Source organism: Neobacillus niacini (assembly GCF_030817695.1).
Lineage (GTDB): Bacteria > Bacillota > Bacilli > Bacillales > Cytobacillaceae > Neobacillus > Neobacillus niacini_F.
On the sequence record NZ_JAUSZQ010000002.1, the window covers coordinates 1,451,307 to 1,476,087 of the forward strand.

Genomic DNA, 24,781 nt, shown 5'->3' on the forward strand with positions numbered 1-24,781 from the left:
AATGAAATTAAGCTTTTAATACATCGTGGTCAACATAGCGCTCACCGTTTAATTCGCTAATCACATTGATCGCGACTCTCGCTCCGTCACCTGCTGTAACAATGGTATGTACGCTCACACCAGCAACAGTACCAGCTGCCCAAATGCCATCCACATTTGTTTTACCTTGTGCATCTACATCAAGGATCGTTTTTACTCTTGGCTCCGTACCAGGCTTGGTAGTTAAACCTGCTTTTTCAGCTAGGTCTACAAGGAAACCTGTAGCAACAATTACATGCTTTGCTTCATAATCACCATTTTCGGTTTCCACCTTAAAACCTTCGCCAACTTTGCTAATATTCGTAACAGTAGTTTGGACGATTTCTCCGCCAAATTTACTTACCTGCTGCTTGCCAATTTCAACCAGGTCAGGTCCAGAGATTTCCACCACGCCATAGTGGTTCTCCACCCAAGCACGTTTTGTAACTGTTTTGTCATTATCGAGCACCAATGTTTTCTTTCCTGCTTTAGCAGTCAATAACGCAGCACTCGCTCCCGCTGGTCCAGCACCAATCACAACAACATCTAACATGTAAAAACCTCCATTCGGAAATAAATATACAAAAAAAGTGTAACCTAATAAATCAGAAAAGTAAAAATCACTGCTCAGAATGTAGAAAAGAACCATCAAGTAAAAGATGGTTCTAGTCAATTATTGCTCTTTTGCTTTCAAATATTGCTGGCGCTTCATTACTGGTTTTCGCACTTGCATGAAATAGTATAGAACAGCTCCGATAAGAATATAGAAAGAACATAGGAAGTACAAGGAACTAAAGTCCATTTTTGCAGCGATTAATCCTATCAAGAATGAACCTAATGCAATACCAGTATCATAGATTGATAGAAAAGTAGCTGTAGCTAAACCACGTTTTCTAGGAGCGGCATTTTGGATGGCAATAGTTTGAAAGGTTGGAAAAAGAGTACCCCATCCTAAGCCAATCATCCCGGCTGAAACGAGGAAAGTAATCGCGCCTTCACTTTGGCTCAATACAAACATACCAATCGCAAACATGATGATAGAAGGGAATACAATCACATTGGGACCATATTGATCCAGCCATTTGCCTGTAAATGGTCTAGACATTAATAAAATAATCGCGTACACAACAAAGAAAAGACTTGAGACTTCTGAAACATGGATTTCATTTGCGTATATAGATACGAAAGAAAGCAGTGCAGAATATACAATGGCTAAAAAACCACCGACAATAGCAATTGATACTGCTGAAGGTTCAATAAAGTTTTTTAAGGAGAAGGCCGGAACAATTACCTGCTTTTTAGTTTCCTCTGCCTTTGATAACTTGACTGTGAGGCCGGTGATTAGCGCCCCTATGGCCACAATTACAGATAGGATGAACATTGTTTTTGCACCCCACTGCTGGATGGCTGTCAACCCTATAAATGGCCCTAGAACCATTGCCATGTTTGTCGACATTACAAAGTATCCCATTCCTTCTCCTCTTCTTGAACTAGGAATGAGGTCGGCAACAATGGCTCCTGCAGCGGTAGTGGCCATTCCAAAGCCCACTCCGTGTAATAAACGAATAACTAGGAATCCTGTTGCTGTTTTGGGGAAGAAGTATAATAGGGAAGCCGCAGCGAAAATAATAAGTGCGGTTAAAAGCACTTTTTTATTGCTGCCTCGTTCTAGCCATTGTCCAGCAAGCGGTCGTGAAAGAATAGCTGAGAGTAAAAAAACAGTTGTCATGAGTCCAGCTTGTGAGGCGTTGCTGTTAAATTCCTGTAATGCGTATATAGGCAGAGTTACGAGTAAAATATAAAAAGTTAAAAATAGGAAAAAATTACTCAAGGAAATATTAATAAAATCCTTCGTCCATAATTTAGGTTTGCTCATGTTTTTCACTCCTTTACAAAAGTTGTTTTAACCAAACACTTTGCAATTTTAATAATTCGTGTTGTGAACTTTCTGGGAAATGATTTAATAAAGTCTGATTACATTCCGAAACAGCATGCTCCCACTTAGGAAATTCACTCACTGCTAGCTCCGTTAATTGAATATACTTCTCCCGTTTGTCCTTGCCTGGTATTTGTGTTACATAACCTTGTTTAACAAGCCGTTGAATAGTACGAGTCATTGGAGGAGCTTCAACGAACAGATACTCAGAGAGTTCTTTTTGAGTTAGTGAACCTTTGGTATGTAAAACAAAGAGGACAGACCATTGGGCACTATATAATCCATATGGTTTTAGAGCTTCATTCAGTCTATTGGTCAATTGGCGGGAAAGTTGATGTAGAGTATGAAACAATGCGTGGTTGGTCAAATAAGTTCACTCCAGAATTAATATAGTTACGTTAGTTACCTGGGTAATCAAAATGTTTACCTAGGTAACTATAAAGGTTTGAGAGGAAAAAGTCAAGGAATGCTCACTACAGAAGCAGTTGAAAAAATTAAACAAAAAAAATCCGCGGAAAATTCCGCGGACTTTATTTATCTTAAAACATTAAAGTATCTTGCCTCAGGATGGGCAAATACCATGGCTGATACGGAAGCTTCTGGCTCCATCATACAGCCTTCTGTTAATTCAATCCCAATTTCCTCAGGATGGATCAACGCAAATAGTTTCTTCTGATCCTCTAAATCTGGACAAGCTGGATAACCAAAAGAGAAACGTTGCCCTTGATACTTAGCAGTAAAACGATCCTGCATCGTAAACGTTAGCGGATCTGGGAATCCCCAGCGATCGCGCATTTGGCGATGGATTAATTCTGCAAAACCTTCAGCAGTTTCGAGTGCTAAAGCTTGCAAGGCATGGCTCTCAAGAAAACGGCCTTCTGCCTTTAACTTATCAGCTTGTTCACGAATCCCTCTGCCAGCTGTTACTGTAAAGAAACCAACGTAATCTTTCTCTCCACTGTCAACGGATTTAATAAAATCAGCCAAGCATAAATGCGGTTCAGATTCTTGACGAGGGAAATCAAACGTCTCAATAATCCTAGCAGGATTTTCTGGATCGTAAATGTAGATTTTATTTCCGTCGGACTGTGCAGGGAAGAACTGATAGACCGCAGCTGGTAAAATCCAATTTTCTCTCTTAGCGTCGGCTAATAGTCCATCTACAACTTCTTTCACCTTTATTGCTTTTTCATCCTTTGCAGCAATCAGATTTGCTATTTTTCCTTTTACACCGAGATGATGGCCAATTAACATTTGCATATTAATATAAGGCTCAATATGGGATAAGGAGTAGGATTTTAAAATATGTTTCTTGGTATCCATCGGAGTGAAAACCGGAACTTCGGTTGAAACGGATGGCCTAGTTTTTACTGCTGTAGATACCGCTGAACGACTTGGCAGCTCCCGCGGCACTTCTAAAGCAGCAAGCTTTTCATTTTTTTCAGCAATCAGTTTTTCAAGCTCCTCCGGAGATTGAAGCTGATTCGCTAATGATAATCCTGTCATAGCATCCTTTGCATAAAGAACAAGTCCTTCATATTCCTTAGCAATTTTTGTATCAGTAAACTTTCTAGAAAGAGCTGCTCCACCTACAAGGATAGGTGTTGAAATTCCCGCTTCTTTCATATCTTGTGCTGTTATCACCATTTGCTGTGCTGACTTTACCAGCAAGCCTGATAATCCAACAATGTCCGGCTTTTCTTTTTGGATCGCTTGAACCAATTCATTAGGTGATACTTTGATCCCTAAATCTCGGACATCATAGCCGTTATTGCTAAGAATGATGTCTACGAGGTTTTTCCCAATATCATGAACGTCTCCTTTTACGGTTGCCAAAATGACTTTACCTTTCGAGGAAGAGACATCTCCTTTTTCCATATAGGGTTCTAGATAAGAGACAGCCGCTTTCATTACTTCAGCACTCTGGAGAACTTCGGCAACGATAAGCTGATTGTCATTAAATAGTCTTCCAACTTCTTTCATGCCTTCCATTAATGGTCCATTGATAATATCAAGCGGAGCAGGATAATTTTCAAGTGCTATAGCCAAATCAGGCAATAAACCTTCCTTTGTACCCTCAATCACATAGTAAGAGAGCCGTTCTTGTAAACTCATGTTAGGCACTGTACTTTTTGACTCTTTCTTTTTACCTCGATAAAATTCAGTAAAAGTGGCTAATGTTTCATCTGTTGTATTAAAAAGAAGGTCCTCAGCTAATTGTACTTCTTCCTTTGAAATAGAAGCGAAACGTTCTAGTTTTTCGGTGTTAACAATCGCGTAATCAAGACCAGCTAATGTACAGTGATATAAAAAGACTGAGTTTAGGATTTCTCTGCCGACAGGCGGAAGACCGAAAGAGACATTACTGATACCAAGAATGGTTTGTGTCTTAGGAAGATGTTCTTTAATTAACTTAATACCTTCTACGGTTGCTTTTGCAGAACCAATATATTGTTCATCACCAGTTCCTACAGGGAAGACTAGCGGGTCAAAAATAATATCCTGCGGCTTCAAACCATATTTATTGACTAAAATGTCATGAGATCGTTTAGCAATCTCTAATTTCTTTTCAGCTGTAACACCCATACCTTTTTCATCAATTGTACCAACGACGACAGCTGCTCCGTACTTATGAATTAGAGGAACAACTGCCTCAAATCTTTCTTCACCATCTTCAAGGTTAATCGAGTTAATAATCGCCTTTCCTTGTGAATATTTGAGTGCTTTTTCGATTACTTTCTCATCAGTTGAATCAATAACTAACGGAACCTTGATTTTTTTAACCACTTCTGGAATAAAATTCTCCATATCGCTAAGCTCATCACGATCGGGGTCTGCAAGACAAATATCAATAACATGCGCGCCGCCTTTAACCTGAGCCCGTGCAATCTCTGCAGCTTCTTCAATCTTACCTTCGTTAATGAGACGTTTGAATTTACGGGAGCCAATTACGTTTGTCCGCTCTCCAACCATGATTGGACGCAATGTCGGGTCATCGTAAACAAAGGGTTCAATCCCCGATACCATATGGAAATCAGAATGTTGTGCTTCCCGCGGTGAATATTTTTTCATTTCTTCTGAAATCGCACGGATATGACTTGGTGTCGTTCCACAGCAGCCGCCGACAATATTTAACCAGCCATGGGCTGCAAAATCAGCAAGCTTTTTCGCCAACGTTTCAGGTGTTTCATGATAATGACCTTCCTCATCAGGCAGCCCAGCATTTGGATAACAAATAATCGCGGTTGAAGAAAGATTGGAAAGCGATCGAATATGCTCCTGCATAAATTCCGGACCAGTCGCACAATTTAGTCCCACTGCAACAGGACTCATATGCTCTAAAGAAATGTAAAAGGATTCAATTGACTGTCCAGCAAGGGTTGTGCCCATCGGTTCAATTGTTCCTGATACAATTAATGGAAGAACTTTTCCTGTTTTACTAAAAGCATTTTTTATTCCAATAAAACCAGCTTTTACATTCAGCATATCCTGACTTGTTTCAAGAAGGAGAAGGTCGACACCACCGTCAATCAGCCCGATTGCTTGTTCTTCATAGGAAGCGGCGAGTGCTTCAAAAGTTGTCCCGCCCGTAACGCTTAAAGTCTTGGTGGTCGGTCCCATTGAACCTGCCACATATCGCGGCCACTCAGCTGTAGAAATTTTTTCAGCTTCCTTCTTGGCAATTTGACCAGCAATTTTATTTAATTCATAAGCCCTAAATCCTAGATTGTAGTCATCAAGAACAATGCTTGTGGCCCCAAAGGAGTTGGTTTCAATAATATCAGCACCAGCCTCCAAGTATTCACGATGAATTTTCGCGATTGTCTCAGGAGCTGTTACATTCAGATACTCATTACAGCCCTCGTATTGCTCACCGCCAAAGTCCTCTGCTGTTAAATTCTCCTGTTGAATCATGGTACCCATCGCACCATCCATCACAAGGATTCGTTTTTGTAGTTGTTCACTGAATGGAGCTTTCGACATAGATGTTCCCCCTAACTTGACTTGCACGCTGTCTGGCATATATTGCTAATTCTGTTGTTAGTTCGTAGCGTAAAAATGGTGTGATTAAATATATTCCATTGAATAAATCCAGTGCTGTGTCAATTAAAGATTTTGTTATTTCAATTCCTTCACGTGCAGCCTGTAATGGCTGATCCTTCAACGCTGCCATTCTGTCTCGAATCGGTTGCGCGATTTTAATCCCTGGTACTTCATTATGAAGGAATTCCGCATTCCTGCTGCCTGTTAAAGGCATTAAACCAATATAAATAGGAGCATTTAGGTGTTTTGTATGTTCATAGACTTCGATTAATTTTTCCTCAGAGAAGACAGGCTGTGAAATGAAATAATCGGCACCATATTCAATCTTCTTCTCAAGACGTTTAACGGCTTTTTCTACTGAACGGACATTTGGATTAAAGGCACCTGCAATACTAAAAGCAGTTTTTTGACCAAGGTCTTTCCCAGAGAATGACAAACCTTCATTTAACTGTTTAATCATTTGAATTAACTCAAATGATGATACATCGTAAACAGAGGAGGCACCCGGAAAGTCTCCGACTCGCGCAGGGTCACCGGTGATAGCGAGCACATCATGCATCCCAAGTGTATGAAGCCCCATTAGATGAGATTGCAAACCAATAATATTGCGGTCTCTGCAGGCAATATGGATCAGCGGGCGCATTCCTAATTCTTGTTTAACAAGATAACCTAAAGCTTCATTGGAAATCCTCACCTGAGCTAACGAGTTATCTGCCATCGTAATCGCATCAATTCCTGCTTCTTTCAATGCTTTTGCGCCTTCAAAAAATTTACTTGTATCAAGCTTTCTAGGAGTATCTAATTCTACAATAACTGACGGCCGTTCTTTCACAATTTCCTCAAGAGGCTGAAGTTCCCTTTTAGCAGCACTCTGTTCAATGATGATTTTTTTTGTTTCTAATCTAACCACTTTTTCGGTGACAGGCACGCTATTTTTTAGCTCTGCTGCAAAAGCCTGGATATGGGCTGGAGTTGTTCCACAGCAGCCGCCAAGCAAACGAACTCCCTCCTGACGGAAGCTTTGGGCCGATTTTTTAAAATAATCTGCATCCCCCTCATAATGGAATTTTCCATCTGTATAAGCTGGAAGACTCGCATTTGGGTAGGCCGAAAGATAAGCATGTTTAGGCAGTTCAATCTGCTCTAGTGTTTTCAACATGTGATGGGGCCCAAGCCGGCAGTTTAAGCCAATAACATCAGCACCGAGGTTTTCAAGAGTGGCAAAGGCATCATTAATCGGTGTCTGATCTTGTAAAATTCCTGGCTCATGAAGGGAAACCTGGGCAATAATTGGCAGCTTTGTTTCCTTTCGAGCAATCGTAAGGACCGTTTCTAGTTCCTCAAGGTCATAAAAGGTTTCTAATAAAATGCCGTCAACACCTTCTAGTAACAAACAGTACAGCTGTTCACGGAAACTGCGCTTTAATTCTTCTATTGATAAGGTACTAGGCTTAATCCCGCGGTTACCGCCGATTGTTCCCAGTACAAAAGTATTTTCTTGGGCTGCTAATTTTGCATTCTGGACGGCGGCACTATTGATTGCTTTAACGGAGTCCTCAAGACCATATCTTTGCAGTTTTAGATAATTCGCTGCATAGGTGTTGGTTTGAATAACATCCGCACCCGCTGTAATATAGGCTTTATGAATCTCTTGAACTTTTTCCGGATGAGAAAGGTTCAACTCTTCCAAGCAGCTATCTTTGCCGAATGAATAAAGAAGGGTGCCCATGGCACCGTCACCTATTAAAATTTGGCTTTTTAATTTTTCTAAGAAAGTCATGATTATTCTCCTTGCTGCAAGACCAATAGTTTTTCTTTCACCAGGTGTAAAGCCTGAGAGAAGTCATTAATGAGATCGTCTGGGTTCTCTAAGCCCACGGACAAGCGGATGAGGCTGTTTTTAATTCCTCGTTTTTCCCTTTCTTTTTGGGACATAGCTGCATGTGACATTTTTGCCGGATAGGACAGAATGGATTCGACCGCACCAAGACTAACGGCAAAAACAGGGATTTTTACATTGGAAAGAAAAACTTGAAGTGCTTGTTCATCCTCGAATTCAAACGACAAAACTGCACCTGGTCCAGCAGCCTGACTTTTTTGGAGCTCGTGCTGTGGATGATTTTTCAGTCCAGGGTAATAAACCTCTTCGATTAACGGATGATCCGCTAAAAATTCTGCTATTTTAATCGCTGATTTTTGTGACTGTTCGAGTCTGACATGCAGCGTTTTTATTCCTCTAAGCACGAGCCATGCATCCTGTGGCCCGAGTACAGCGCCAAAGGAATTTTGTAAGGAATACAGTCTTTTACCTAATTCTTCATCCTTTACAACCGCAAGACCTGCAACGACATCGCTATGTCCTGATAAAAACTTAGTGGCACTATGAAGAACAACATCTGCTCCAAGTTCTAAAGGTCTTTGGTATTCAGGGGTTAAAAAAGTATTATCTACATAAGTGATTGCGTTAATCTCTTTCGCCAAAGTTGTTATTGCTTTGATATCCGTCACCTTTAATAGAGGATTAGACGGTGTTTCAACATAAAAAGCTTTGGTGTTAGGCGTAATTGCCGTTTTTACTTGATCAAGGTCTGTCATATCAACAAAGGTATGTTCAATTCCGAAGCGGGTCAGTACCTGAGTGACCATTCGATAGGTACCACCATACACATCATCGGTAATGACGATATGATCACCGGATGAAAGAAGGAGGAAGGCTGTTGAAATAGCAGCCATACCTGATGAAAAAGCAAAGCCTCTCGTTCCACCCTCTAATTCCGCGATAACATCCTCTAACGCTTCTCTCGTAGGGTTTCCACTTCTAGCGTAATCGTATTTTCCGTAACTTTCTATATCAAATTGATGGAAGGTAGAAGCATGTTGAATTGGCACGCTAACTGCTCCCGTAGCCGGATCGACTTTATGCTGATTATGAAGGAGCTTGGTTTCAAAACTGTAATTTTCTGAACTCATTATCCAATCACTCCTTCTTTTAATTTTGCTAATGCTTGTTGCAGATCTTCAATAATGTCTGTTGGATCTTCAAGCCCTACTGAAAATCTTAATAGTCGATTACAAACACCTGACTGAATTCGAATCTCTTCTGGAATGTCAGCGTGGGTTTGTGTTGCTGGGTAGGTAATAAAGCTTTCTGTTCCGCCAAGGCTTTCAGCAAATGAAATGAGAGAAAGGCTTTGAAGGAATGGATTCACGCAAGCTTCATCTTGTAAGCGGAAGGAAACCATTCCTCCTTTTCCTGGATACAGCACATCTGTTATACCGTCATGGTTAGAAAGATATTCAACAATTGCCTTCGCATTGCTTTCATGTCGTTGCATTCTTAGTGATAAAGTTTTCATTCCGCGCATTACCAGCCAGGAATCAAAAGGACTTAGGACTCCGCCAGCCCCGTTATGATGAAAAGCGAGCGCCTCGCAAATTTCCTTTCCTTTTGCAACAACTAGTCCCGCTAGGACATCATTATGGCCGCCTAAGTATTTCGTCGCACTATGAATGACAATATCCGCACCCAATAGGATTGGCTGTTGAAGAAGCGGTGTATAGAACGTATTATCAACAATTAGAATAATTCCGTGCCTTTTCGCAATTTTTGACACAGCTGCTATATCTGACTGCTGCATAAGTGGATTGGTTGGAGTCTCAAGAAAAATCGCCTTGGTTTGAGGGGTAATCCTTCTTTCAATCTCTTCCGGGCTACAAGTATTCACATATTGGGTATTCAAGCCCCATTTTTTAAATCCTTTTTCTAGTAAACGATACGTTCCTCCGTACAAATCCTCACTCACAATCCATTCGTCCCCAGACTCAAAAAGAGAAAGAATCGTAAAAATCGCCGCCATACCTGAGCTACAGGCGAATCCTTGATCAGCACCTTCTAGGTCGGCAATCGCCTTCTCAAGAAGCTGGCGGGTAGGATTACCTGTTCTTGTGTAATCATACCCTGTTGATTGCCCGATTCCCTCGTGACGGTAAGCTGTTGAAAAATAAACAGGAGGATTAACGGTGCCTGTCACCGTATCGCTTCTATTTCCAATTTGAGCTAACTTCGTATCAATTTTATAAACCATTGCCTGTATCCTCCTTTTATATAAAGCTCTTTTCTTAAACAATGTACTTTTGGGGATTAAATACCCTTGAATGAGCTATAAATTGTCCAAAAGAACTTCCATTGTAGAAAAGAGCTTGCAAACTTAATTTCGAGCACAAAATAGTTTGTTCCGCGTTAAAATCGGCTTTAGGATTTTAACAACAAGATTAACGATACAATCTAATAAAACAAAAAAAGTCTTCTATAAGAAGAAGACTTTTGGATGCTTGGTACGCATAGGTCATTCTCCTTATCTCACAAGTTAACAAGTAACTTGATGGACTTAGCACCTTTTCAATGTAAATTCCATTGGAGGTTGCTGAGACTTCATAGGGCCATTCCCTCTGCCTCTCTTGATAAGAAAACAAGTATTTAGATTATTTATAAAATTTACTACACTAAAGCAGAAGTGTCAATTACTATTTTACGGAAAGCTATTTATATAAGAAAACTTTTAATTTATCTTTTCGATCAATAGTAGCGAGTAATACATTTGTAATAACTGTTTGATACTGATTTTTAAGCGTGGTAACAAGCCAATCCTCTTTCTTATTGAGTTGTGTTAATACTTCGAAATTAATTCTTCCTTCTTTAATGATTGTTTTAGGAAAATCAAATGGCTCAGTAGTTAAATTATATGTAGATGGGGTAATAGCTTCGTATTTTGGATCCAAAAAAACGGATAATTTCCCATCAGCCTCCCACAAGGCTAATGCAACTTTCTTAACATCTTCTACTTTTTCTTCCCGTAATTCTTCTAATAAAATATCGATAGATATTCTTGCTTTATTTAACCCTTTAATGATAATTTCTCCGTCTTGAACAAGTGTAATGGGTGCAGGAGTAATTAGCTTTCTTATCCGTGGAAATTTTAATATTGTATAAACACTGCCAATATACAATAGCACCAAAACCACTGTAGTCGTCAGAGAACCCTTTAATCCAAGGTGTTCATCTGACAGTGGATGGGCAATAATGTTCCCGATTATTAGAGCCATAGCAAAATCAATCAATCTGAGCTGAGCAATGGAACGCTGTCCCATTGCTTTTGCCACTATAATCAAAAAGAAATAGGCAACAATAGCACGTAGAATCCATTCGAATGTAGTTAAGGATTCCTGACTATGGAAGAAATTCATCGAAGACACTTCCTTCATTCGTTAAGTTTATTTTCCTAAAAACTTAACACAAACCGGGTGTGGTACCTTAATATCAGATTGTAAAAGAGTTAATTTTCCAGTATTTTCATCTCTCTCAAATAGTGTCAAGTTGCTGGATTCTTGATTAGAAGCAACAATAAATTTCCCGCTCGGATTGATTTCAAAATCCCTTGGCCAATCTCCTTCGGTGGAGGTATGTTCTAAGAAACTTAGTTCACCTGTTTCTTCTACATGAAAGACAGCAATACTATTGTGACCGCGATTTCCTGCATAAACGAAGCGTCCGTCCGCTGAAATATGGATAGCACTTCCTTGATTGTTTTCATTAAACTCTTCAGGAAGGGTAGAAATATATTGTACCTCTGTAAAATGACCATTTTCCGGATGATAGCGCAGAACAATTACCTCTGAACTAAATTCAGTCATTAGATATGCAAGTATTCCATTAGGATGAAAAGTTAGGTGACGAGGACCGCTGCCAGCTTTTAAAGGCAGAAGATGCACTTTTGTAAGTTTTCCATCTGGACTTACTTCATAAGTAGTAAGAGAATCTGTTCCTAAATCTACTGCGGCAAGATACTTTTCATCAGGTGTCAATCCAGCATAGTGAACATGTGGTTTTTCCTGTCTAGGATCTGGTCCAGAACCCTCATGCTGAATAATAGAAGATGCAGACTGTATTGAGCCGTCTTCCGGGTTAATTAAATAGGATTCAACCGTTCCTTTATGATAATTTCCACTAAATACAAACCGATTCTTACTATCAACGCTCACATGGCAAGGAGGAGAGCCCTCTGATAATTGATTATTAATTAGTGTTAGTTCTCCGCTATCAGTAATAGAGTAGGAAGCAAGTCCGCCAGAGTTACCTTCCTTGCCTACAGAGTATAAATATCTTTGATTATTGGACAGGGTTAGATAGGTTGGATTCTCAAGGGCAGCAACCGCTTTAATATCCGTTATTTTTCCTTCAGCAGTATTTAATGTGAAGCTGTAAATTCCTTTGCTTTCTCCTTTAGTATATGTACCAATATAACCAAGCTGTAAATGATTTGATTTCATATTATAAACTCCCTTAAAATTATTATTTCTTTATTTTAACCTTAGTATAGGACTTCAGTCTAATATGTGGAATTTTTATTTAACTCACTATATAGTTAATAACATAAAGCAGTGATTTAACAGATAAAAAATATATAGAATAAGGAGTTTCATTATGGCCCAGAAGAAAAAGAAAGTTAACAAACCACCAAAATCTTCTTCATCAAAATTTGTTTTTTGGATTATTGGATTAATCGCAATCGCTATTATTGGATTTATTTTTCTAGCCAACAACGAGAAATCAGATGATAGTGCAAAAGAAGAGATTGATTATGCAAATCAGCCATTTCTAGGTGAAGAAGACGCCCCTGTTTCAATTGTAGAATTTGGGGATTACAAGTGCCCAAATTGTAAAAACTTTGCGGACAACGTTGCGCCGCTAATAGTAAAAGAATTTGTTGATACAGGTAAAGCCAAATTTTATTATTTCCATTATCCATTTATTAATGTTGATTCGGAGCGTACAGCGAAATTTTCAGAGGCGGTCTTTCATGAGTTAGGGAACGAAAAATTTTGGGAGTTTCATGAACTTATTTACGATAAGCAGCCAGAAGATACACGTTATGAAACGATTGATGTTTTTACCGAGGAATTTTTAACAGAAACATTAGAAGAAATGGCTAGTGAGGAAGAGGTTAAAAAGGTAGTTGCTTATTTTGATACTAAAGCTCCGGAAGACGCTTGGGAAAGTGATGAGGCTCTTGGGGGGAAATTAGGAGTTACTGGAACACCAACCATTTTTGTTAATGGTAAGCGATTTGATGGACAAACCATGGACGATTTAAATGAATTAGTAGAGGAAGCTTCAAAGGAGAAAGGAAATGAATAAACCTTTACTGCTTGCTTGGGTTGCAGCCCTTATTGCAACCATTGGGAGTTTATACTTCAGTGAAGTACTCCTGTATATTCCCTGTACCTTATGTTGGTATCAGCGAATTTTTATGTATCCATTAGCGATCATATTGGGGATTGCTTTTTACCGAAATGATCACGATATTGTGAAATACACATTACCGTTGTCGATTATTGGAATGCTCATTTCGGGTTACCATACCGCTCTGCAAAAGATTCCTTATTTGCAGCAATTTGAAATGTGTAAAAGTGGTGTTCCTTGCTCAAAGGATTATATTAACTGGTTTGGATTTGTTACCATTCCAATCCTGGCGCTTACTGCTTTTACGATTATCACTATCTGCTTACTATTCATTGCTCGAAACCAAAAGGTAGAAGAGACTAATCGCTAGTCTCTTCTTTTTAGGTATTACAGGGTGTTAGATTGATTTTCCTAGGAATGCTGTTAACATCCATACATGTTTTTCTAAACCAGAATGAATGGCAAGGAGCATATCACCTGTTGTTTCATCGTCCTTTTCTTCAGCAAAGCTCATACCTTCTTTTAATTCTCCAATAATAATTGAAAAATCATTAATTATGGTTTGCACCATTTCTTCAGCAGATTCGCTGCCTTGTGCTTCTTGAATAGATGAAAGTTCAAGACATTCTCTCATCGTTGCAACTGGATTTCCACCAATTGCAAGTAACCGTTCTGCTAATTCATCGACATGCAATCCTGCTTCGTTATAGAATTCTTCAAATTTAGCGTGCAGGGTAAAAAACTGACCACCCTTCACATACCAATGGTAATTATGTAACTTGATATACAATACAGACCAGTTTGCAATTTGTTTGTTAAGTATGTTCACGAACTGACTTTCCATTTATAAACCCTCCATCATTTTGTCTTCTATTATATTATTACCAAAGATTTAGGGAGAAACCTGTGAAAAAACAAGGGATGTTTTGTCAATTTAGTGAAGATTATCTTTGTTACAAAGATATTTCATGAAATAAGCATGAAATAGAAGGTAATAATTTTTCCTTAGTTATCCATTAGTGGAAGGATTGTGGAAAAGATAATTAGTTGGTTTATTATTCCATTTAATAGATAAATGCTTTTATAGCAGGGGGCCATTTGTGCTATTTTTGCACTGGTTTTTTTTGGTTAATGAATAACTATGTTACAACTGATAGCCTTATTAGTAGAGAAAACAACGAGACTACTAGGAGGCTATTAAACATGAATAAATTGAAAAAGCTTTTAATTACAACAGGATTAATTTTAGGAATGTCAGCATTTACAGGTGTGACCAAGTCCGAAGCAGCAACAACCCACAAAATCCAATACGGTGAGACATACTGGAAAATAGCTAAAGGATTTGGTATTCCTGTTAATAGCTTAATGAGTGCAAACAATAGTAAGCCACTTATTGCAGGTCAAAATATGATTCTGCCAAACTCTCCAATTTCAGCGGCAGATGAAGAATTAATGGCACGATTAGTTCGTGCAGAAGCAGTTGGCGAGCCATATGCTGGTAAGGTAGCTGTTGCGACTGTTATTCTTAACAGAGTGAAAAGCCCAGACTTCCCTAACACAGTTCGTGGGGTCATTTATCAAATTGCAAATGGACACTATGCATTTACACCTGTTGCAAATGGCGAAATCAATAAGCCAGCTGACGCAGAGTCCAAAAGGGCCGTTAATGAAGCAATCGCTATGATGGGTCAAGGCAATGGTTCTTTATTTTTCTACAATCCAAAAACAGCTTCAAGTCAGTGGATTTTTTCACGTAAAGTAACCGTAACAATCGGAAATCATCGCTTTGCGCGGTAATTAAGCGACGCTTGGATACTATCCAAGCGTTTTTTCTTATGTAAAGGGTATTTAATCAAACGATTCTTTTTAAAATAAACCTTCATCATAGGATAGTAAATATAAGAGCAAAATAGCTTTGTCAGCCAAATTGCAAAAATAATGAAGGGGGTTTAAGAATGGATCAAGAAATGTCCTATGGCAGTGATTATAAATTTATTCCAACAACTTCAATAGGAAGTGGTATTGGCATAGAGGTACTGCCCGATTTATATAGCCATACAATTCAAATTGTAAATATTTGTTTAGTTGGAAATCCAGAAACTAAGAATTTTGTTTTAGTTGACGCAGGGATGCCTGAATCAGCTAACGAGATCATTTCTGTAACAGAAGATCGTTTTGGTGCTAATAGCCGGCCCCAAGCAATTATTTTAACTCATGGACATTTTGACCATGTGGGTGCCATTATTGATTTAGTCAATCATTGGAATGTACCGGTATATGCACATGAGTTGGAGTTGCCTTTTCTGACTGGAAAAATGAGTTATCCAGAGCCAGACTCTACTGTAGAAGGTGGTTTGGTTGCTAAAATGTCCCCAATGTTCCCAAATGAACCAATTAATTTGGGGAATCATATTCAAAAACTTCCTTCTGATGGAAGTGTACCGCTTTTGTCAGGTTTTCGCTGGGTACATACCCCTGGGCATACTCCAGGACATGTGTCATTATTTAGAGAAGAAGATCGGTCTCTAATAGCAGGAGATGCATTTGTTACCGTTAAACAAGATTCTCTCTATAAGGTTCTTACACAAGAAATGGAAATAAGTGGACCACCAAGATATCTTACAACAGATTGGCAAGCAGCCTGGGAATCTGTAAGAACACTAGAAGCTCTGCAACCAACTGTAGCTGTAACTGGTCATGGAATGCCTTTGTCAGGTGAAATGCTGGCAAATGGCCTTAAAAAGTTAGTTAGTGAGTTTGAGCAAATTGCCATTCCAGACTACGGTAAGTACGTAAATAAAAATAAACATTAGCAAGGGACTATTTTATAACTGAATAAATCACTAGCCGATTATTTATTATGGTTTTTATCAAAAAAGCAGTGGACTCGTAAATAAAGAGTACACTGCCTTTTTAGGTTTATTTAATTTTTAGTGCAACGAGGCTTGCAAAATCATGGATGATAGTTGCAGCGAGTAAGGAAGTAATCTGGGTTGGGTCGTATGGCGGTAAAACCTCAACTAGGTCAAAACCAATAAAATTAAAATCTGTTAGGGAACGAATGATTTGTAAGGTTTCAAAGCTGTTTAACCCGCCAACCTCAAGCGTCCCTGTTCCGGGAGCGCAGGAGGGGTCAACAAAATCGATATCAAAACTGAGAAAACATGGTGTATCCCCAATTTTTTCTTTCATTTCCCTCACAACATTTTTATAGCCACGTTCCTTTAATTCAGGAGTTGTAATCACATGATATCCTAAGTCACTACTTGAATCGATATCTCCAGGATGATTAAGGGTTCCGCGAATACCTACCTGAAAAACCTTATCGGGAATTAATAAATTTTCTTCGTATGCACGAATGAATGGTGAGCCATGCCAATATTTTTCTTCATAATAAGTATCCCAGGTATCTGTATGTGAATCAAAATGAATCAATGCGACAGGACCGTGGATTTTGGCTGCTGCTCTAAGATTTGCTAATGTAACAGAGTGGTCGCCGCCTAGTCCAATCGGGATAATCCCTTGCTCCATTAACTCCATCACTGCTTTTTCCATTACCTGATAACTTCGATGGATATTATGAGGAATTACAGATACGTCACCAATATCAATGGCTTTGCATGCCTCAAATGGATATACCTTATGAATTGGATGGTAGGGGAATAACGTCATTGAAGCTTGACGTATTGCTTGAGGTGCAAAGCGGGCCCCTACTCGGAATGAAGCCGCTGTATCAAACGGCAAGCCAACAATTGCTAATTTAGCATTTTCTCTGTTTGATGGTAACCTCATAAAGGTCCCTGTTGTACAAAACTCTGGTTTAACATCCGGTGTTAAAGGATATTGCATCGATTTTTTCCCTCATTTCCTATTTTACTTTTAATTAATGCAATTTTTTGTGCCATGATCAAATTCTTCATATAGCCATTCCTTCGTGACAGCCGCTATTTAATATGGAATAATGTATGCATTGATGAATAATTCCTAAAATTCCAAACCTTCTATCATTTGTTCAGTATAACGCATTAGTTTTTAAAAAAACGGATAAACACAACGGCTTTTAATGAAAATAAACTTTGGCATATAAATTGCATAAATACATAGTGAAATTAGAAATAAGTGGAGGGGGAATAAAAAATTTATTGTAGACAAAGAGGTAACATCAGAATGAAAACGTTTTAATTTAAAAGGGGGAATGATATGTGGAAAATGGCGTAAAGTTGAAAAGATCGTTAAAGCTATGGCAGGTTGTCATCATGGGTTTAGCATATATGACACCCATGGTAGTATTTGATACATTTGGAATTGTTTCTGGTGAAACAAACGGGCATGTACCTGCCGCATATGTTATTGCCTTAATTGGTATGCTTTTCACGGCGGTTAGTTACGGCAAGCTAGTAAGGGTTTTTCCACAGGCTGGATCGGCCTATACCTATACCCAAAAAGCAATGAACCGGCATCTCGGTTTTCTTGTTGGCTGGTCATCCTTGCTAGATTATTTATTTTTGCCAATGGTAAATGCCTTGCTAACCAAACTTTACTTAAATGCATTGTTTCCGTCAGTTCCGGATTTCATTTGGGTATTAGTATTTGTAGGAATTGTAACCTTCCTTAATTTACGAAGCGTCAATGTTCTAGCAAATTTCAATACACTTTTTGTTCTTGTACAAATACTAATTATGGTTGTTTTCATCATCCTGGTTATTAAAGGGCTTAATGCAGGAGAAGGAACGGGAACTGTTTTTAGTATGCAGCCGTTTTTCGTAGAGGGCATGAACCTGCCAATCCTGATAACAGGAGCAACGATACTCTGCTTTTCATTCCTTGGCTTTGATGCCGTTACGACATTATCGGAAGAAACACCAAATCCAGAAAAAACAATCCCAAAAGCAATTCTCCTTACAGCTTTATGGGGAGGGGTAATCTTTATTACTACCTCATTTTTTATCCAGGCATTTTTTCCAGATAATTCGAGATTCATTGATTCGGAGGCAGCTTTACCTGAAATCGCCCTTTATGTTGGCGGGAAGCTGTTTCAGTCGATCTTCTTATGTACAACCTTTGTGAATACACTTGCATCAGGACTTGCCTCCCACGCAAGTGTTTCCCGTCTCTTGTATGTTATGGGGCGCGATAAAGTATTCCCGGAAAAATGGTTTGGATACGTCCATCCAAAATGGAGAACACCTGCGATAAACGTTTTAATCGTTGGAGTGATTTCATTATCTGCCTGGTTCTTTGATTTAGTAACTGCCACTTCACTTATTAATTTCGGAGCATTAATGGCCTTTACGTTTGTTAATCTATCGGTGATTAGTCATTTTGCTTTCCGTGAAAAAATGCACCGTACTCCAAAGGGATTTTTTGATTACGTTATCATGCCGTTAATTGGAGCAGGATTAGTAGGGATCCTTTGGATCAATCTTGAGATTAGCTCTTTAGTCATGGGTGCCGGCTGGTTCCTCATTGGACTTGCCTATCTTGTATTTTTAACAAAAGCCTTCAAGGTAGCACCTCCTCAATATAAGGCAGAGGAAGCAGAAGTATAATAAGATGGAAAAAATACGCATTCCCCTCACAGGAATGCGTATTTTTTTATTTTTATAAATTATGCAAATTTGAATAAAACAGTCATTTTTTCATAATATCCATTCTATTACGCTAGAAAAACGTTAATAAATCATTTGGCACGGAACTTGCTAATTAGATTAATAACAATAATAAATGAGGTGTTATGATGGCGATCGAATCTTTAGATTTGAAAAAGAATGAGGGTGTAAAGGAAAAGGATAATTCATTTAGTGAGTTTCAGGAAATTCTCAAGGAAGCTGTTGACATACTGAACTATCCTCCTCAAGTCTTCGAATTCTTAAAGAAGCCAATGAGATTTTTAGAAGTGAGTATTCCTATTCGTATGGATAATGGGCAAACGGAGATTTTCCAGGGCTATCGGGCACAGCATAATGATGCTGCAGGACCGACCAAGGGAGGTATCCGCTTCCATCCAGATGTTACACCAGAAGACGTAAAAGCGCTGGCGGGCTGGATGAGTTTAAAATGTGGCATCACGGACCTTCCATATGGAGGGGCAAAAGGTGGGATTGTCTGTGACCCAAGGAAAATGAGTCTGGATGAGTTAGAACGATTAAGCAGGGGATATGTAAGAGCGGTCAGCCAAATAGTCGGACCGACGAAAGATATTCCGGCACCTGATATGTATACAAATTCGCAAATAATGGCTTGGATGCTCGATGAGTATGACCATATTCGTGAATTTGATTCGCCAGGTTTTATTACCGGGAAACCGATCGCTTTAGGGGGATCCAAAGGCAGGGAGACTGCTACTTCAAAAGGTGTACTATATACGCTTCAAATGGTATGCGAATTGAAGAGAATTCCTTTAACGGATATGCGGGTCATTATTCAAGGCTTTGGAAATGTAGGCAGTTACTTGGCTCAGTATTTATATGATCTAGGGGCAAAGGTAATTGGGATTGGTGATGCACTTGGTGGTTTATATGACGAAAATGGCTTGGATATCCCCTATCTCCTAGAAAATAGAGACTCTTTTGGTATCATAACAAACCGCCCTACTAACAGAATCACCAATCAAGAACTGCTGGAAAAAGAATGTGATATCTTGATTCCAGCCGCTATTTCAGGCGTAATCAACAAACAAAACGGCAGCAGGCTTAATTGCAATATTGTGATTGAAGCAGCTAATGGACCTACAACCAAAGAGGCTTTAAAAATTTTGGATGAGCGCGAAATTCTTGTTGTCCCTGATATTCTTGCAAATTCAGGTGGTGTAATTGTTTCCTATTTTGAGTGGTGTCAAAACAACCAAGGCTATTACTGGACAGAGGAAACGGTAGATACTCGATTGAAGGAAAAAAATAACAGACAGCTTTAAGAATGTGTATAACACCGCTGAAAGGTATGGAGTGAATATGAAAATTGCTGCTTATATTGAGGGAATTAAAAAACTGGCAGAAACCTCGAGGCTAAGAGGCTGGTTGAAATATTAAAATATCTACTGTAAAGGAGAAGAGGAAATGAAGCTTGATATTCTGTCTGAACAAAAAGATCAACAGCTCCTGCATTACTTTTGTCTCATTTCAAATAATCACCGCTACGATTTGGCCATTGGTTATTCTAATCATTTTTATGGCAAAGCAATGGTCACTTCCATGCAAACAGGGAATATGGTTTTACTTTGCCAGGAGGACACTAATGCTCCTCATTATTGGGCTGATCGTCTAGGAATCGAAGAAGAGGATATTGTTGAATTTCAAGACTTTTTTGGCCTGGTATTACAATCAGGTCCCTTTCTGGAACAATACTAGCAATAAACGGGGAGTGATACGATGTATTTTGGAGTGGTACTTAGTCCATGCCATGGGGTTGTTGAAAAAGTTTCAATCCAAAGAGAAACACGGATATATGAATGGGAACCATTATTCCAAATTAAAACGGCTGAGGGCAAGGTTCAAATGATTCAAACAGGTTTAAGCGGTGAGGTAGAATCATTGGAGGTTCAGGAAGGGGACTATGTTATTCCTGGCATGGTTCTTGCCTTTATAAAGGAAGATTTATTTGTAACGGGCAGTGATTAAATCCCGAGAAAGAAGATGGATACGCATCTTCTTTTTTCTATTTAAAAGATTCAAAATAGTGATAATATAAGAGTGAAAAGGATAAAGGGGGATAAAAAGATGTTTTCCGTCGCAAAGGATAAGATTAAGCCAATAATATCTATCACTATAGGTGAAGAAGTTGTATTGAAATCGACTCTAGACCAATGCAAAGAACCCTTTATATTCTTAAAAAAACAAGGTCAATTATTTGCCTATGTAACAGTCAATAATCCATTACTTGAGCTGCTTGAAAGCAAAATATTATTCCATAGAGGCTTTGTTAGATCAGGCCAAATCTATCAAAAGTATTTGTTTCCTTAGCAAAAATATTTCTTTCCCCTCCTTGTTCCAGATTATTGGTGAGCCGTTCGCGATTATAATAGGTGAGGATGGCGAACCATTAGGATACATACGAAGAGAAGATGTATTGGCAGAGCTTTTTAAACAAGAAAATAAAAGTGTAGATTTATTGAAAATCCTTCTTACCTCAATTCCTATGGGGATTTTTGTACTAGATAAGGAGAAACAAATTATTAATTGCAATGAATCCGGGTTAAAGATGATTAAATCTACTACTGAACAGGTGCTTAATTATCCAGGGGGAGTTATTTTTAGCGCTCAACAGATTAACAACGTGTTTGCTACAGGAAAAACGATTTTAAATCATCTAGAAATTACGAATGACACGGGAGTTCTCGTCGATTATTGTCCTATTTTAACCAATGATGATGAGGTTGAAGGGATGATTATTGTTGTTCAGGATCTGCCAATGGTCGAGGATATGGCCAACGAAATAGAATATATTAAGGATTTGAATCGAGACTTGAATGCGATATTGTCGAGTATTTATGATGAAATTCTTGTGGTAAATGCCATCGGGGAATTGATCAGATACAGTGACAACATTATTCAAGATTTCTGGAAGGTAGATCTTAAAGAGCTGATTGGAAAAAATATTCTCGAGCTTGAGGATCAGGGGCTTTTTACCCCATCAGTAACAAGATTAGTAATCGAAAAAAGAAAAAAGGTTTCCGTTGTCCAGGAAACAAAATCAGGCAGAAAAATACTAGCAGTTGGTAATCCCGTCTTTAATGAAAAAAATGAGCTGGACCGGATCATCATTGCCTCGAGGGATATTACGGAAACAACGCGATTAAAAAGTGAACTCCAGGAAATAAGGAAAATAACCGAACAATATAAAAAAGAATTAGATGACTTTAAAAGTAAAGATCGCTTTTTAAAAAAGCTCATTTATTGCAGCCCTAAAATGGAAAAGATTATGAATCAGGTTAAGAAAATTGCTGACTTTTCATCGACCGTCCTCCTTAATGGTGAATCTGGTGTCGGTAAAGAGGTGATTGCTCAAGCAATCCACCAATTAGGGAAACGCTCTGGAAAGCCATTCCTTAAACTGAATTGTGGGGCGATTCCTGAAAATCTTTTAGAAAGTGAATTGTATGGATACGCAAAGGGTTCGTTTACAGGTGCCGATAAAAATGGAAAAGAAGGTTATTTTAAACAAGCGGATGGTGGAATATTGTTTCTTGATGAAATCGGTGAAATGCCGCTGCACCTTCAAGTAAAGCTTTTGCGTGTTCTTCAAGAGCAAGAGGTTATTCCTATAGGCAGTACAGTACCTATTAAGGTGAATGTCCAGATCATTGCAGCCACCAATAAAAGGCTTGAAAAAATGGTGGAAAATGGGACTTTCCGAGAAGACTTATTCTACCGTTTAAATGTTATTCCGATTCAGATTCCGCCGCTCAGGGAACGGACTGAGGATATCTCTTTACTTGCCTTTCATTTTTTACAGCAGCTGAATGAAAAGTATGATCGGAATTATCATTTAACACCAGATGCGATTAATGTGCTTGAATTTTATTCCTGGCCAGGAAATGTCCGGGAATTACAAAATATTATTGAAAGATTAGTGGTTACCGCTGATCATCCTGCCATTGATGCTGAGTTTGTCAGTCAGTTTTTATCGCTGGGCTTTGATAATAAAAAGATAAAGCCTATGATTACTAGAGTTATTCCTTTACAAGAGGCGGTTGAACATGTGGAGGAGCAGCTAATTGTTTTGGCTATGAACCAATACAAAACAACCACAAAGGCTGCAAAAGCATTAGGAATCAGTCAATCCTCTGTTAGTAGGAAATATCAAAAAATACTAAATGAGAAAAATATTAAAATTGAAAACTTATCTTCCATCTAAATAAAAGCTGTTTCAGATTACATTCTGAAGCAGCTTTTTTATCTATGCACAACTAAATACAGTTATGCAATTTTGAATAACCTTCAGTCACTTTTTTGGAAAACACACGATAATGACCACTTTTCTACTTTGGCACGGTTCTTGCAACAATAGATAGTAAGGAGATTAAAGGAGGATTGTATAATGGTTGAGATAAAAAACCGCGTTGCTAACCTTAAGATGTTTATTGATGGTGAATGGAAAGAGTCTGAAACTCTGGAAACACGTCCAGTCATTAATCCTGCAAATGGAGAAGTGATTTCATATGCCCCTGAAGGAACAGCTGCAGATGCACGAGTAGCAATCTTTGCAGCACGGAGGGCTTTCGAAGAAGGTGTATGGTCAGGAATAACAGCCCAGGAGAGAGCCTCCTATTTATTTAAAATTGCTGACAAAATTGATGAGTATACCGATGAGTTAACTCAGCTTGAAACGATGGATAATGGAAAAACATTAAGAGAAGCTGGATTTGATGTCGGTGATGCGGCAGCGTGCTTCCGCTATTATGCAGGACTGATTACAAAGCCAGACGGCTATACCTATCACGTAGCCGACCCGATGCAGGCAATGGTTGTCCGCGAACCAGTTGGTGTCTGCGGCCTGATTGTTCCATGGAATTACCCTCTTTTAATGAGTGTTTGGAAAATTGCTCCGGCTCTAGCCGCTGGAAATACAATCGTTTTTAAACCGTCAGAAGTAACACCTGTTACACCGAAGAGACTTTTTGAAATCTTTGAGGAAGTGGGGCTGCCAAAAGGAGTAGCCAATATGGTAATGGGAGCAGGTCCTGTTGTTGGTCATGAAATTGCTTCCCACCCTGAAGTAGATTTGATTTCGTTTACCGGCGGTACGAAAACAGGTAAACATATCATGAAAACAGCAGCGGACACGATGAAGAAAGTGTCCTTAGAATTAGGGGGCAAATCACCCAATATTATTTTTGCGGATGCTGATTTTGAAACGGCAGTGGATTATGCACTATTTGGAATCTTTGCTGGTTCAGGTCAAGTGTGCTCAGCAGGGTCGAGAATTCTAGTAGAAGAAAGTATTTATGATAAATTTGTTGAACGCTTTGTTGAAAGAGCGAAGCAAATTAAAGTAGGGTCGGGGAATGACCCTTCAACAGAGATGGGGCCACTTGTAAGCAAGGAACATTTGGAAAAAGTCCTTCATTATATTGAGGTAGGAAAACAGGAAGGTGCAACGATTGCTTGCGGGGGGAACCGAATCGTAGGTAATGGACTAGATAACGGCTACTTTGTCGAGCCTACGGTGTTCGTTGATGTGAAGCAGGAAATGAGAATCGTCCAGGAAGAAATTTTCGGACCGGTTGTAGTCATTCAGAAGTTTAAGGATGAAGAAGAAGCAGTAAAGCTTGCTAATGGTACCGTTTATGGACTCGCTGGCGGTGTTTTCACGAATGATGGAGCAAAGGGCTTACGAGTCATTAAAAAGTTAAGATCCGGAATTACTTGGGTGAATTCCTATCACCCAACCTATAACGAAGCACCATGGGGCGGTTACAAGCAAAGCGGAATTGGACGAAGCCTTGGAACATTCGGGCTTGAGGAATTCCAAGAAATTAAACAAATCAATATTAATTTACAAGTAGAGCCAATTGGCTGGTTTTCCAACTAATAGATGATGAGGAG

Annotated in this window: 19 protein-coding genes, 2 pseudogenes and 1 riboswitch; of the genes and pseudogenes, 10 read left to right on the forward strand and 11 right to left on the reverse strand. The window is 39.0% G+C overall.

From position 1 onward, the window contains the following. Nucleotides 1-7 precede the first annotated feature (7 nt). From QFZ28_RS07445 to QFZ28_RS07485, 9 genes are all read right to left on the reverse strand, one after another. Nucleotides 8-571, reverse strand: coding sequence for an FAD-dependent oxidoreductase (locus tag QFZ28_RS07445; protein WP_307194060.1), 564 nt, complete (start codon nt 569-571; stop codon nt 8-10). A gap of 120 nt (nt 572-691) precedes the next feature. Continuing rightward, entirely contained in the window at nt 692-1,894 is a 1,203-nt protein-coding gene (locus QFZ28_RS07450; protein WP_307194061.1) for an MFS transporter, read from the reverse strand. A gap of 13 nt (nt 1,895-1,907) precedes the next feature. After that, nucleotides 1,908-2,321, reverse strand: coding sequence for a MarR family winged helix-turn-helix transcriptional regulator (locus QFZ28_RS07455; protein WP_307194062.1), 414 nt, complete (start codon nt 2,319-2,321; stop codon nt 1,908-1,910). 167 nt (nt 2,322-2,488) lie between these two features. Further along, nucleotides 2,489-5,938: a methionine synthase gene (gene metH / locus QFZ28_RS07460; protein ID WP_307194063.1), complete on the reverse strand. Its 3,450-nt coding sequence runs from the start codon at nt 5,936-5,938 to the stop codon at nt 2,489-2,491. Beyond that, complete coding sequence (locus QFZ28_RS07465; protein ID WP_307194064.1) at nt 5,916-7,778, reverse strand: bifunctional homocysteine S-methyltransferase/methylenetetrahydrofolate reductase; 1,863 nt, start codon at nt 7,776-7,778, stop codon at nt 5,916-5,918. Before QFZ28_RS07465 ends, metH begins: the two co-directional genes overlap by 23 nt. Before the next feature lie 2 nt (nt 7,779-7,780). After that, a complete protein-coding gene (gene metC, locus QFZ28_RS07470) occupies nt 7,781-8,968 on the reverse strand; it encodes a cystathionine beta-lyase (RefSeq protein WP_307194065.1) in 1,188 nt (395 codons plus the stop codon). After that, nucleotides 8,968-10,083, reverse strand: coding sequence for a methionine biosynthesis PLP-dependent protein (locus tag QFZ28_RS07475; protein WP_307194066.1), 1,116 nt, complete (start codon nt 10,081-10,083; stop codon nt 8,968-8,970). The genes metC and QFZ28_RS07475 overlap by 1 nt, the downstream gene beginning before the upstream one ends. A gap of 267 nt (nt 10,084-10,350) precedes the next feature. After that, nucleotides 10,351-10,466: riboswitch (SAM riboswitch) on the reverse strand. A 71-nt stretch (nt 10,467-10,537) separates the two neighbouring features. After that, nucleotides 10,538-11,242, reverse strand: a complete 705-nt coding sequence (locus QFZ28_RS07480; protein WP_307194067.1) for a DUF421 domain-containing protein — start codon at nt 11,240-11,242, stop codon at nt 10,538-10,540. A 27-nt stretch (nt 11,243-11,269) separates the two neighbouring features. Then, nucleotides 11,270-12,325 carry a lactonase family protein gene (locus QFZ28_RS07485; protein ID WP_307194068.1) on the reverse strand — a complete coding sequence of 352 codons (1,056 nt, stop codon included), beginning with the start codon at nt 12,323-12,325 and terminating at the stop codon, nt 11,270-11,272. Nucleotides 12,326-12,479: 154 nt separating this feature from the next. Between QFZ28_RS07485 and QFZ28_RS07490 the strand changes: the two genes are divergently transcribed. Further along, on the forward strand, nt 12,480-13,193 hold the full coding sequence (locus tag QFZ28_RS07490) for a DsbA family protein (protein ID WP_307194069.1): 714 nt from the start codon (nt 12,480-12,482) through the stop codon (nt 13,191-13,193). Next, nucleotides 13,186-13,608 carry a disulfide oxidoreductase gene (locus tag QFZ28_RS07495; protein ID WP_307194070.1) on the forward strand — a complete coding sequence of 141 codons (423 nt, stop codon included), beginning with the start codon at nt 13,186-13,188 and terminating at the stop codon, nt 13,606-13,608. Before QFZ28_RS07490 ends, QFZ28_RS07495 begins: the two co-directional genes overlap by 8 nt. A 27-nt stretch (nt 13,609-13,635) precedes the next feature. Here QFZ28_RS07495 and QFZ28_RS07500 read toward each other — a convergent pair whose 3' ends face one another. Beyond that, nucleotides 13,636-14,082, reverse strand: coding sequence for a Dps family protein (locus QFZ28_RS07500; protein WP_307194071.1), 447 nt, complete (start codon nt 14,080-14,082; stop codon nt 13,636-13,638). Between the two features lie 359 nt (nt 14,083-14,441). Here QFZ28_RS07500 and QFZ28_RS07505 point away from each other — a divergent pair, with 359 nt between their 5' ends. Then, entirely contained in the window at nt 14,442-15,035 is a 594-nt protein-coding gene (locus QFZ28_RS07505) for a cell wall hydrolase (protein WP_307194072.1), read from the forward strand. 158 nt (nt 15,036-15,193) lie between these two features. Next, on the forward strand, nt 15,194-16,051 hold the full coding sequence (locus QFZ28_RS07510; RefSeq protein ID WP_307194073.1) for an MBL fold metallo-hydrolase: 858 nt from the start codon (nt 15,194-15,196) through the stop codon (nt 16,049-16,051). A gap of 106 nt (nt 16,052-16,157) precedes the next feature. Here QFZ28_RS07510 and speB read toward each other — a convergent pair whose 3' ends face one another. Continuing rightward, the gene (gene speB / locus QFZ28_RS07515; RefSeq protein WP_307194074.1) at nt 16,158-17,087 is read right to left on the reverse strand and encodes an agmatinase; all 930 of its coding nucleotides are present in this window, start codon (nt 17,085-17,087) and stop codon (nt 16,158-16,160) included. A 353-nt stretch (nt 17,088-17,440) separates the two neighbouring features. Between speB and QFZ28_RS07520 the strand changes: the two genes are divergently transcribed. The 6 genes and pseudogenes from QFZ28_RS07520 (at nt 17,441) to QFZ28_RS07545 (ending at nt 24,767) form a co-directional block, all read left to right on the forward strand. Further along, nucleotides 17,441-18,787: an APC family permease gene (locus QFZ28_RS07520; RefSeq protein WP_307194075.1), complete on the forward strand. Its 1,347-nt coding sequence runs from the start codon at nt 17,441-17,443 to the stop codon at nt 18,785-18,787. 188 nt (nt 18,788-18,975) lie between these two features. Continuing rightward, nucleotides 18,976-20,266: pseudogene (locus tag QFZ28_RS07525) on the forward strand (Glu/Leu/Phe/Val family dehydrogenase). A gap of 27 nt (nt 20,267-20,293) precedes the next feature. Next, on the forward strand, nt 20,294-20,584 hold the full coding sequence (locus QFZ28_RS07530; RefSeq protein ID WP_307194076.1) for an SAV0927 family protein: 291 nt from the start codon (nt 20,294-20,296) through the stop codon (nt 20,582-20,584). Nucleotides 20,585-20,605: 21 nt separating this feature from the next. Continuing rightward, nucleotides 20,606-20,854, forward strand: a complete 249-nt coding sequence (locus QFZ28_RS07535) for a hypothetical protein (protein ID WP_307194077.1) — start codon at nt 20,606-20,608, stop codon at nt 20,852-20,854. Nucleotides 20,855-20,953: 99 nt separating this feature from the next. Beyond that, a pseudogene (locus tag QFZ28_RS07540) lies at nt 20,954-23,090 on the forward strand (sigma 54-interacting transcriptional regulator). Between the two features lie 183 nt (nt 23,091-23,273). Next, nucleotides 23,274-24,767, forward strand: a complete 1,494-nt coding sequence (locus QFZ28_RS07545; RefSeq protein WP_307194078.1) for an aldehyde dehydrogenase family protein — start codon at nt 23,274-23,276, stop codon at nt 24,765-24,767. The last annotated feature ends 14 nt before the right edge of the window (nt 24,768-24,781 follow it).

Bases quoted from the DNA above. Each gene is read 5' to 3' on its own strand.
- QFZ28_RS07445 (WP_307194060.1), bottom strand. From the start codon at position 571: ATGTTAGATGTTGTTGTGATTGGTGCTGGACCAGCGGGAGCGAGTGCT.
- QFZ28_RS07450 (WP_307194061.1), bottom strand. From the start codon at position 1,894: ATGAGCAAACCTAAATTATGGACGAAGGATTTTATTAATATTTCCTTG.
- metH (WP_307194063.1), bottom strand. From the start codon at position 5,938: ATGTCGAAAGCTCCATTCAGTGAACAACTACAAAAACGAATCCTTGTG.
- QFZ28_RS07465 (WP_307194064.1), bottom strand. From the start codon at position 7,778: ATGACTTTCTTAGAAAAATTAAAAAGCCAAATTTTAATAGGTGACGGT.
- metC (WP_307194065.1), bottom strand. From the start codon at position 8,968: ATGAGTTCAGAAAATTACAGTTTTGAAACCAAGCTCCTTCATAATCAG.
- QFZ28_RS07475 (WP_307194066.1), bottom strand. From the start codon at position 10,083: ATGGTTTATAAAATTGATACGAAGTTAGCTCAAATTGGAAATAGAAGC.
- QFZ28_RS07480 (WP_307194067.1), bottom strand. From the start codon at position 11,242: ATGAATTTCTTCCATAGTCAGGAATCCTTAACTACATTCGAATGGATT.
- QFZ28_RS07485 (WP_307194068.1), bottom strand. From the start codon at position 12,325: ATGAAATCAAATCATTTACAGCTTGGTTATATTGGTACATATACTAAA.
- QFZ28_RS07490 (WP_307194069.1), top strand. From the start codon at position 12,480: ATGGCCCAGAAGAAAAAGAAAGTTAACAAACCACCAAAATCTTCTTCA.
- QFZ28_RS07495 (WP_307194070.1), top strand. From the start codon at position 13,186: ATGAATAAACCTTTACTGCTTGCTTGGGTTGCAGCCCTTATTGCAACC.
- QFZ28_RS07500 (WP_307194071.1), bottom strand. From the start codon at position 14,082: ATGGAAAGTCAGTTCGTGAACATACTTAACAAACAAATTGCAAACTGG.
- QFZ28_RS07505 (WP_307194072.1), top strand. From the start codon at position 14,442: ATGAATAAATTGAAAAAGCTTTTAATTACAACAGGATTAATTTTAGGA.
- QFZ28_RS07510 (WP_307194073.1), top strand. From the start codon at position 15,194: ATGGATCAAGAAATGTCCTATGGCAGTGATTATAAATTTATTCCAACA.
- speB (WP_307194074.1), bottom strand. From the start codon at position 17,087: ATGCAATATCCTTTAACACCGGATGTTAAACCAGAGTTTTGTACAACA.
- QFZ28_RS07530 (WP_307194076.1), top strand. From the start codon at position 20,294: ATGAAGCTTGATATTCTGTCTGAACAAAAAGATCAACAGCTCCTGCAT.
- QFZ28_RS07535 (WP_307194077.1), top strand. From the start codon at position 20,606: ATGTATTTTGGAGTGGTACTTAGTCCATGCCATGGGGTTGTTGAAAAA.
- QFZ28_RS07545 (WP_307194078.1), top strand. From the start codon at position 23,274: ATGGTTGAGATAAAAAACCGCGTTGCTAACCTTAAGATGTTTATTGAT.